The organism is Neobacillus sp. 19, assembly GCF_049463095.1.
Taxonomy (GTDB): domain Bacteria; phylum Bacillota; class Bacilli; order Bacillales; family Cytobacillaceae; genus Neobacillus.
The window spans coordinates 21416-31600 of sequence record NZ_JBMPZU010000013.1; the positions used below are offsets into that span (position 1 = coordinate 21416).

General features: G+C 43.1%; 9 protein-coding genes. 8 read left to right on the forward strand and 1 reads right to left on the reverse strand.

Going from position 1 to position 10185, the window contains the following annotated elements:
* Window positions 1-6 precede the first annotated feature (6 nt).
* Window positions 7-1167, forward strand: a complete 1161-nt coding sequence (locus tag ACO1D1_RS03060; RefSeq protein ID WP_423334908.1) for a CamS family sex pheromone protein — start codon at window positions 7-9, stop codon at window positions 1165-1167.
* A 169-nt stretch (window positions 1168-1336) separates the two neighbouring features.
* Window positions 1337-2884, forward strand: a complete 1548-nt coding sequence (gene pruA, locus ACO1D1_RS03065) for an L-glutamate gamma-semialdehyde dehydrogenase (protein WP_149868319.1) — start codon at window positions 1337-1339, stop codon at window positions 2882-2884.
* A gap of 50 nt (window positions 2885-2934) precedes the next feature.
* On the opposite strand, the gene ACO1D1_RS03070 is transcribed toward pruA, so the two are convergent.
* Window positions 2935-3747: a hypothetical protein gene (locus tag ACO1D1_RS03070; RefSeq protein ID WP_423334909.1), complete on the reverse strand. Its 813-nt coding sequence runs from the start codon at window positions 3745-3747 to the stop codon at window positions 2935-2937.
* 220 nt (window positions 3748-3967) lie between these two features.
* Here ACO1D1_RS03070 and ACO1D1_RS03075 point away from each other — a divergent pair, with 220 nt between their 5' ends.
* The 6 genes from ACO1D1_RS03075 to ACO1D1_RS03100 form a co-directional block, all read left to right on the forward strand.
* Window positions 3968-4195, forward strand: a complete 228-nt coding sequence (locus tag ACO1D1_RS03075; RefSeq protein ID WP_423334910.1) for a hypothetical protein — start codon at window positions 3968-3970, stop codon at window positions 4193-4195.
* Between the two features lie 23 nt (window positions 4196-4218).
* Window positions 4219-5205, forward strand: coding sequence for a hypothetical protein (locus ACO1D1_RS03080; RefSeq protein ID WP_423334911.1), 987 nt, complete (start codon window positions 4219-4221; stop codon window positions 5203-5205).
* Between the two features lie 182 nt (window positions 5206-5387).
* On the forward strand, window positions 5388-7811 hold the full coding sequence (gene nirB, locus ACO1D1_RS03085; RefSeq protein WP_423334912.1) for a nitrite reductase large subunit NirB: 2424 nt from the start codon (window positions 5388-5390) through the stop codon (window positions 7809-7811).
* Window positions 7808-8128: a nitrite reductase small subunit NirD gene (nirD, locus tag ACO1D1_RS03090; protein WP_423334913.1), complete on the forward strand. Its 321-nt coding sequence runs from the start codon at window positions 7808-7810 to the stop codon at window positions 8126-8128. Before nirB ends, nirD begins: the two co-directional genes overlap by 4 nt.
* A gap of 25 nt (window positions 8129-8153) precedes the next feature.
* Complete coding sequence (gene cobA, locus ACO1D1_RS03095; RefSeq protein WP_423334914.1) at window positions 8154-9596, forward strand: uroporphyrinogen-III C-methyltransferase; 1443 nt, start codon at window positions 8154-8156, stop codon at window positions 9594-9596.
* Window positions 9597-9599: 3 nt separating this feature from the next.
* Window positions 9600-10185 (forward strand): sirohydrochlorin chelatase (locus tag ACO1D1_RS03100; protein ID WP_423334915.1); only part of this gene is annotated, 586 nt, incomplete at its 3' end.

Below are 10185 nucleotides of genomic sequence, written 5' to 3' on the forward strand. Positions count from 1 at the left end.
ATCGACGTGAGAAAACTCTCATTGCTTGCTCTCTCCCTTGTCTTTTTGCTGAGTGCCTGTGCACCAAACTTCCAAAAGCAAAATGAAGCCGTCCAAACAAAGGAGAAAGTAAAAGGGAAGGCGATTATTCCTAAATATAATATTTCAGATAAATATTACCGGACGATTCTGCCATTCGAACCAGGGGAAGCACGCGGATTGGTCGTCAATAATATCAATACAAGATATGACTTAAATGAGTTTGAAATAGGTTTAATGCGAATTGCCCAAAATAGCTTTGATACAGAAAAGTATTTTTTTCGTGAAGGCCAGGAAATTAAAGGAAAGACCATTAGACAATGGTTAAACCGCCAATATACAGACGCACAACTTAAGGAAAAGAATATAAAAGCGGAAGATAATATCGGCTTAAACCCGGTGGATAATAGTACCGCCGGAAGTGAACCAACAAGTCCGATCTATTTAGCTCATATTTTAGAACATGATTATCTGACAAAAGATGATAAAGGGAATGTGGCGCTCTCCGGAGTCACGATTGGTCTTGCGTTAAACTCCATCTACTACTATAAATTAGTTAAGGATGGAGATACGTTCGAGAAAAAGATTGAGTTTAGTGAAATGGAGAAGGAAGGGAAGAAACTGGCTGGTGAAGTGGTCAAACGCGTCCGCAATATGAAAAATTTGAAGGACGTTCCGATTACCATTGCGTTATTTGAACAAGAGAGCAAGTCATCTGTGACGCCAGGAAGATTCTTTGCCTATAGCACCGTGAACCAAGGGAGTTCAACTCTAAATGATTGGGAAAAGGTAAATGAAAAGTACTATTTATTCCCATCAACGGCTGCTACAAACGATCACCGTGATGATACCATTGCCTTCCTAAACTTTAAGCAGGACGTAGAGGAATATTTTCCAAACTTTAATGGTGTCATTGGCAAGGCATTTTACGTCGATGATCAGCTGCAAGATTTAAATATCACCATCCCAATCCAATTCTATGGAAAAACAGAGGGAATTGGCTTTGCTCAATATGTGACAGGATTAGTGATGGAGCATTTTCCTAAGTATCTTTCCGTTTCGGTAAGTGTTACCTCTGTTGATGGCCCTGAAGCACTGATTGTTCGAAAAGCAGATGCAAACGAACCGTTCGTCTATATTTATCAATGAGATCCAGCAGATGTGCTGGGTCTTTTCTAATAAAATTAGAATTTATCAGTTTCGGCCATACGCCGCTGACCAGGGCGCTTGCGCTTTTCTATTTGATACTAAGATATGAATAATGTAGAATGAACATTGGATGTAAACGTTTTAATACATATGTAGGAGGGGTTTAGAAATGATTCAACCTTACAAGCACGAACCATTTACAGATTTTACGATTGAAGAAAACCGTCAGGCGTATCTTAAGGCGTTAGAGACAGTAGAGGGTTATTTAGGCCAGGATTACGACCTTGTCATCGGTGGTGAAAAAGTTACAACTGAAGATAAAATCGTTTCCTATAATCCGTCTAATAAAGAAGAAGTCATTGGCCGTGTATCCAAAGCAAACCAGGAGCTTGCTGAAAAAGCCATGCAAGCAGCGGTCGAAGCTTTTAAGACATGGAAAAAGACAAAACCAGAGGTACGTGCAGATGTACTTTTTAAAGCAGCGTCGATTATTCGCCGCCGCAAGCATGAGTTTTCAGCTCTTATGACGAAAGAAGCTGGTAAGCCATGGAGAGAAGCAGATGCAGATACAGCCGAAGGGATCGACTTCCTTGAATATTATGGCCGTCAAATGCTGGCATTAAAAGATGGTGTTCCCGTACAGAGCCGTCCAAATGAATTTAACCGTTATGACTATATTCCACTAGGTGTTGGAATTATTATTTCGCCATGGAACTTCCCATTTGCCATTATGGCAGGAACAACGGTAGCCGCAATCGTATCTGGTAATACCGTTTTATTAAAACCAGCTTCAACTACACCAATTATTGCAGCAAAATTTGTTGAAGTCATGGAAGAAGCAGGTCTTCCTAAAGGCGTATTAAACTTTGTGCCAGGAAGCGGATCTGAAGTGGGTGACTATTTAGTTGATCATAAAGATACTCGTTTCGTCAGCTTCACAGGTTCTCGTGATGTCGGTCTTCGTATTTTTGAACGTTCATCTAAAGTAAACCCTGGTCAAGTATGGATGAAGCGCTTGATTGCAGAAATGGGCGGAAAAGATACGATTGTTGTTGATAGTGAAGCAGATCTTGAACTAGCTGCACAATCTATCGTTGCCGGTGCATTTGGCTTCTCCGGCCAAAAATGTTCTGCATGCTCTCGTGCGGTGATCGTGGAAGACGTATATGACCAAGTGTTAAACCGTGCAGTGGAATTAACCAATCAATTAACGGTCGGTGACCCGACAGAGCAAGCTACATTCATGGGTCCTGTAAACGACAATAATGCGTTTAAGAAAATTATGGAGTACATTGAAATCGGCAAAGGTGAAGGTAAATTAATGACCGGCGGGGAAGGCGATAATTCGAAAGGCTACTTCGTCAAACCAACAATTATTGCAGACCTTTCTCCTACAGCCCGCATCATGCAGGAAGAAATCTTTGGCCCAGTAGTAGGCTTTACAAAAGCAAAAGATTTCACGGAAGCAATCGAAATCGCCAACAATACTGAGTATGGCTTAACAGGTGCTGTTATCACGAAAAACCGTGCTCACCAAGAACAAGCACGTGAAGATTTCCATGTAGGGAACCTATACTTTAACCGTTCTTGTACAGGGGCAATCGTCGGCTATCAGCCATTCGGCGGATTCAACATGTCCGGAACAGACTCTAAAGCAGGCGGTCCTGACTACCTATTGCTTCATATGCAAGCTAAGACCACTTCAGAAATGTATTAAATCGACTATTAAGAACCCCTTCTCGGCTTGAGAAGGGGTTTTTTAGCTTTTTAATTTGAAACTTCGATAACAAATGGAACGGTAAATACCTTGCCATTGTGTTTAAATTGTCCCCAAATTTTATAAATGCCCGGTTCAGGAAAAATGGTCATAAAGATAACCTGTGGCCCATTGCCTTCTGTTGTCATCGGGTGGATGTGCAAGTATTTTTCAGCATCTGCACTCATAGCAACCGTGTGGCCCCTGGCCCCTAAATACGGCTGTAAATTCTTAATCGGCTGACCGCTCTTTGCATCATTAATCGTATAGGTCATATGCAACGTTTTACCTGCTTTCAGTTCACTAAACGAGAGTGATACCTTTTTGCCGTCTACCACCTTGGTAAGCTCTTGTTCAGCAACCAAGGGTTCCTCCTTTGCTGTCTCTCCCTCAACATGCTGCCAATGATTTTCAATACTGCTGTCTCCGCCTCCTTTAGGCGTAAATTCAGCAATGATTTTATAGTCCCCGCCAGCAGGGAAGCCGGTGGTAATATTAAATTCCCCGTCTCCCTTATATTTGGGATGTATGTGGGAAAAGTAAGATAAATCCTTACTAACAATAAATAAATGCATTTTTTTCTCATGGACGGTTTCGAATTTTTTGATGGGTTTATTGGAAGTGTCTGTAATTAAAATGGAAATGGGAATCTTTTCATTTGCCTTTGGCTGGACCGTAATCGTCCATTTGGATTTTGTTGGGATGACATTCGTTGGGGCGGCGCTCATTTTATGATCCATTGTTGATTTTGGGACTTTAATTGAATTACAGGCAGACAGGGATACAGTAGTGATTAGGAGTATGGCAAGAATGAAATTTTTCAACGGACATTCCCCTTTCTTAGCTTCATTCATTCATTTAATGTACATTACCTAAATAAGTAAATGCAAGAATTTTATGTAAGTTTCTTAGTCAACTAGATTAAAAACCATGATAATATATAGAGAAGACTCGAAACATTTTTAGTCTAAATGACGTCTTGTTTTAAAGATGAATGCTTCCAAGGCCATTTGAATAAAAGTAAAACATGGGGGAATTGAGGCTTTGATACCATTATATTTGTTGCATGTAACAGCAGTCGAGCACAGTGAAAGCATGCTTTGGACGTTTATAACCTGCAATATATTTGTCGTCACTTCCGGAATCATTTTTATCTATAAATTATTTACGCAAAAAAAAGTGCGTGTGGCCGGAATCGCCTTTGGGATTGCATTAGTAATAAATTATATTCTGATTGCCATTTTTGGAGACCCATTTGACCTTCTGGGATAAGGTGAGGAGAGGGGATGATCTGTTTGAAATATTACCGTTTATGGGTTCTGGCATTTTTATTAAAATTCATCGGTTCCGCATGGGATGCTTCGTATCATTTTAAATATTTATTTGAAGAATATTCGATTCCTCATATTGTTAATACTCTTGGATTTGTTCTGGGTGGATATTTGTTATTTAAAGAGTGGCGGCGCGCACAATACATGGACCAGTTTTCAAGAAATCTGATCACCATTGGATACGTTTTATTCCTCATCGGAATTCCATTGGATTTTACGTACCATATTGCTTACGGGATTGATTTAACCACATGGAGTCCAACTCATTTTATTTATTATATTGCAACCGGCATCATGATCTTTGGAGTCTGGCGGGGATATTACTTGTTTACCGGAGATGTGAAGCCGGATTGGAAGTCGATGCACACGTGGTTCGCGATGTTCCTCCTCGAATGCTTAATGTTTCCTAATATGCAGCAGGAAAATGGGGCGATTTCTTATGATCAATACATCCATGGAAAATCCATTGCCTCACAGGAAATCCTTGAGTTGATTTCCGATCCGGCATCGCAAATCTTTGGCGGCATTCCGGAATGGGTGTACCCCATCTATTCCGTTCTGATGGTGGCATTGCTTACGGTGTTGATCATTCGAATTTGCCGGAACTTTACTATACCAGTAATGGCAGCGGTTCTTTATATATTCCTTAGATTTGTTGGTAAAGCCATTTTTGCGGCGGTTGGATATCCAACATCCTATGTACCGATTACATTACTTTTGATCCCGCTATGCTTTTTCTTGTTTAAGAAGATGAATTGGTTGGCAGGACTCACAGGCAGCCTCGCTTACTTCCTTGTTTTGTTCGCGATCCATAAGTTTGATATCCTGATTACTCCGCCATTAGAACTATGGGAGCTCGTCCCAGCTGTTATTTTAGGTGCTCTCGTTCCTGCAATTAATGCATTATATAAACCACACCCAGCATTAAAAAAGAATAAACAACTTGCATAACGTAAAAAGGGTGTCAGGCACCACATGGTGCCTGACACCCTTTTTGACAATAATGTGAAATGATTCACATTTATGAGTAGAATGTGACGAACTTCACAAATTTAAAGCGATAAGGCGATTACAATATAGTTATAGAGCAAAACATAAAAAACGTGATTAACTAGATAGGGAGTGACCCACTGATGAAAAAATTAGTGATGATCGGGAACGGGATGGCTGGGGTCAGGACGATTGAAGAAATTATCAAACTGGCACCGGAACAATTTGAAATAACGATTTTTGGACAGGAACCATACCCAAACTACAATCGGATTAAGTTATCAAATATTCTTCAAGGTGACACAAACTTTGAGGAGATCATTATCAATCCGCTAGATTGGTATAAAGAAAATAATATTCAACTATTTACAGGTGAAGCAGTTGAACAAATTGATTTAGAAGCAAAGTGTGTCATCAGTGATCAGGGTCGTGAAGTTGAGTATGATGAATTGATTATTGCGTCTGGCTCCAATTCTTTCATCCTGCCCATCCCAGGTGCAGACAAAATCGGCGTCACCGGGTTTCGTGATATTCAAGATTGTGAAATGATGATCAAATCATCAAAGCAATATAAAAAGGCAGTGGTCATCGGCGGCGGTCTGTTAGGGCTTGAAGCAGCAAGAGGCCTGCTGAACCTTGGAATGAAAGTCGATGTGGTACACTTGATGCCGCATCTAATGGAACGCCAGCTTGATCCGATTGCATCGTCATTATTACGAGCAGAACTAGAAGCACAAGGCATGAATTTCTTAATGGAAAAAGAAACCGTCGAAGTTCTCGGAGACAAGCGTGTGAGCGGATTGCGCTTTAAAGATGGCTCCGAGGTCGAAGCCGACCTTGTAGTGATGGCGATTGGGATTAAGCCAAATACAGCTGTCGCAAAGAACAGCGGAATTTTCGTCAATCGCGGCATTGTCGTTAATGACTTTATGGAAACCAGTGTGCCGAATGTGTACGCTGTTGGGGAATGTGCCGAGCACCGAGAGATGGTTTATGGATTGGTTGCGCCACTATACGAACAAGGAAAAGTGCTTGCAAACCAGATCTGCGGCACCGCCGGAAAACCGTACGAAGGATCTGTTACTGGTACGCAGTTAAAGGTAGCCGGTGTCGACCTTTTCTCTGCAGGAGAAATTTTCGAAGATGGTTCGACTAAATCGATCATGATTTACAATGAGTATGACGGCATCTATAAACGGGTGCTAACAAGAAATAATGTGATTGTCGGGATTGTTCTTTATGGCGATACAAAGGATAGCACAAGGCTGTTCCGGATGCTGACGAAAAAAGAAGATATCAGCGGGAATTCCATTTTCCACACAGAATGCTCCGGAAGCGGGGCGAGTGATGATATTGCAGCCATGCCAAATGATGAACTCGTTTGTGGCTGTAATGGGGTAACCAAAGGGGCCATCGTTGAAGCGATTAAAACGCAAGGGCTCACAACCCTTGATCAAGTCAGCCATTGCACAAACGCCGGCCGTTCCTGCGGACGCTGTAAACCAATGGTCAGCAGCATTCTGGCCCATACACTTGGTGACCAATTCGATGCTGCCGCTGCGCAAAAGACGAGCATTTGTGGTTGTACGACGATTAGCCGCGAGGAATTAGTGGCTGAAATCAAGGCGAAGGGCTTATCAAGTGTAAAAGAGGTCATGAACGTGCTGGAGTGGAACAATGAGGAAGGCTGTACGAAATGCCGCCCTGCAATCAACTACTACCTAGGCATGATTCATATGGATGAATACAAGGATGACCGTGATTCCCGCCTCGTTAATGAAAAAATGCACGCCAATATTCAAAAGGACGGCACCTACTCCGTTGTGCCAAGAATGTACGGCGGAGTTACAACCGCTGCTGATTTGAAAAAAATTGCTGAAGTGGCTGAAAAATACAATGTGCCGTTGGTAAAATTAACCGGCGGACAGCGGATTGGATTGTTCGGGGTGAAAAAAGAAGACCTGCCGGGCATGTGGGAAGACCTTGATATGCCATCCGGCTATGCTTACGGAAAAACGCTTCGAACCGTTAAGACTTGTGTTGGTGCGCAATTCTGCCGCTATGGCACACAGGATTCCATGGCACTCGGAATCGAGCTTGAAAAGAAATTTGAACGTTTGGATACACCGCATAAAGTGAAAATGGGCGTATCCGCCTGCCCGAGAAACTGTTCAGAAGCAGGTATTAAAGACATCGGCTTTGTCGGCATCGACGGAGGCTGGGAAATATATGTTGCCGGTAACGGCGGTGTGGACCTTCGCCCCGGTGACCTATTGCGCACAGTGAAAACCGAGGAAGAGGTAATGGAAATGACCGGCGCCTACCTCCAATATTACCGTGAGACAGCGAATTATTTGGAACGTACGTCAAAATGGGTCGAGCGCATGGGGCTTGATCATGTGAAGGAAGTATTGGCAGATGAAGAAACCCGGAAAGCCTTGAACGAGCGGATGGACCAAACCTTGAAGAAGTACACCGAGCCTTGGAATGAAGCGATTGAAAATGAAGAAATTCAAGATAAGTATTATTCAAAGCACACCATTACGGTTGGGAGTGAGTCAAAATGATTGAAACGATCACACGCATTCCGGTTGCACACAATTCTAATTTAAAGACTAGGGCAGGTTATTCTATTAAAATTGATGACACCGAAATTGCTTTATTTAAGGTCACAAGCGGGGAAGTTTTTGCATTAGAAAATCGCAGCCCCCATCCGAAGGGCGGTGTCCTTTCAGAGGGACTTGTCAGCGGCAACTATGTCTACTGTCCAGTTTACGATTGGAAAATCTCTTTAGCTGATGGCAAAGTTCAGGCACCAGATGAGGGTCAAGTGAAGACCTTTAAGGTCGAAATGAAAGAGAATATCATTTTTATTGTATTATAGAACAACAGGGAAGGAAGGCTGCGGGATGAAAACAGGAAAAGTATTTTTAGTAGGCGCAGGGCCAGGGGACATAGGGTTAATCACCGTCAAAGGAATGGAAGCAATTAAGCAGGCCGAGGTCATTTTATATGACCGGCTTGCCAATCCAAAACTATTGGAATTTGCTGCAAGTGATTGCGAGTTAATTTATTGCGGCAAATTGCCTGACCGCCATATTTTGCGCCAGGAGAACATCAATGATCTTTTAGTGGCAAAGGCGTTAGCTGGAAAAATAGTTGTCCGTTTAAAGGGCGGCGATCCAGGTGTTTTCGGCCGTGTTGGTGAAGAAGCGGCAGCCCTCGCGCACTACCAAATTCCTTTTGAGATTGTTCCTGGTATTTCATCGGGGATTGCCGCTCCTCTCTACGCGGGGATCCCTGTAACCCATCGCGATCATGCCGAATCCTTTGCTGTTGTCACCGCCCATGACAAATCCGAGGGTGGAAAACCGCGCCTCGATTGGGAAGGGCTCGCCCGTGGTGTGGATACGATTGCTTTTTACATGGGGGTAGGAAATTTACCGTTTATTTGTGAAAATCTTGTCAATCATGGCAAACCAGCTTCCACTCCAGTTATTTTGATTCAATGGGGTACATTTGGCCGTCAGAAAACATTGCAGGGGACACTTGCCGATATTACGGAAAAGGCTGCGGCAGCCAAGTTCAGCAATCCCGCGATTATCCTTGTCGGAGAAGTCGTCTCACTTCGTGAAAAAATCAACTGGTTTGAGAAAAAGCCGCTTTATAGCCGGCAGATCCTCCTGGCCCGTACCGGCGAAAGTGTAAGCTGCTTGGCGCAGGAATTGATGAAGCATGGTGCGGATGTCATTGAATTTCCAAAATGGAAAAGGACGATATTGCCTGTCGATCTAACAAATGTGCCCTCCTACGAAAAGATTCTTTTTACCTCACCCGAAAGTGTGGCAGAATTTTTTATAGCCGTATTTGAGGAGGGAATAGATATCCGAACCATTCGTGCCGACTTTTATGGAGCTTCTAGTAAATCGGTAAAAGCTTTAAAGCAACGCGGATTTAAGGCGAAGCTTGCTGAGAAGATGCCTGAGTCTGGAACGTTACTCATTGTTGGCGATGACCGTATAAAGCTCGAAAGAAATGCTGACATATTGGTAACGAGTAAAAAAGAGATAGACCGGCAGTTTGTGCCTATTTTTCAAAGAATGCTAGAGGAATCTGACGTGAATACAATGGTCTTCCCAAGCAGTGCCTCTGTTGAACCGTTTGTCGAAGCATTAAAAGAATGTGGCATAGATGCAGCAAAACTATTAAACGGGCTTCAGGTTGTCAGCATGGGAAAGCTAACAATGACAGTGGTGGAAGCTGCCGGGCTCCCATCCCATGGAATGCCGGAAAAAGCGACGAAGGAATCCTTGGTTGAATATTTGGCGGGCCAGACGTATGAGGGGGCGTGAGATATGGAAGCCATTATTTATATCGCACACGGAAGTAGGCTGAGCAAAGCGAATGGGAAATTTATTGATTTTATTAAAAAAGTCATGAAGAAGGCTTCGGCTCCCCAACAGGCCTATGGTTTTCTAGAACACGCTGAGCCGTCGGCTGCACAAGCCATTGAAGCATGTATCGAAAAAGGGGCAAGTGAGATTACAGTAGTCCCTGTATTCTTACTTCCAGGGATTCATGCCAATTTTGATATTCCGGTAGAACTTGAACGTTATCCAAATATAGTTTTTCATTATGGAAAACCACTTGGTGTTGACGCTATTATGGTCGACATTCTTGCAGACAGGCTGGCTGAAGCAGGTTTCGGTGAACAGGCGAATGAGGCGGTGCTGTTGGTGGGCCATGGAAGCCGTGTTCCTGAGGCGGCGATTGAATTTGAAAAACTAGCATTAGATTTAGCTCAGAAACTGGCGTGTCATGTTCACACGGGCTTCGTCACTACTCCTACTTTCTATCATGATACGGTGAGGAATCTAGCGGGCCGGAAAATTTTTATTCTGCCTCACTTCTTGTTTTCCGGAGGCTATACCGTCAAAATGA

Bases quoted from the DNA above. Each gene is read 5' to 3' on its own strand.
- cobA (WP_423334914.1), top strand. From the start codon at position 8,154: ATGAAAACAGGAAAAGTATTTTTAGTAGGCGCAGGGCCAGGGGACATA.
- nirD (WP_423334913.1), top strand. From the start codon at position 7,808: ATGATTGAAACGATCACACGCATTCCGGTTGCACACAATTCTAATTTA.
- pruA (WP_149868319.1), top strand. From the start codon at position 1,337: ATGATTCAACCTTACAAGCACGAACCATTTACAGATTTTACGATTGAA.
- nirB (WP_423334912.1), top strand. From the start codon at position 5,388: ATGAAAAAATTAGTGATGATCGGGAACGGGATGGCTGGGGTCAGGACG.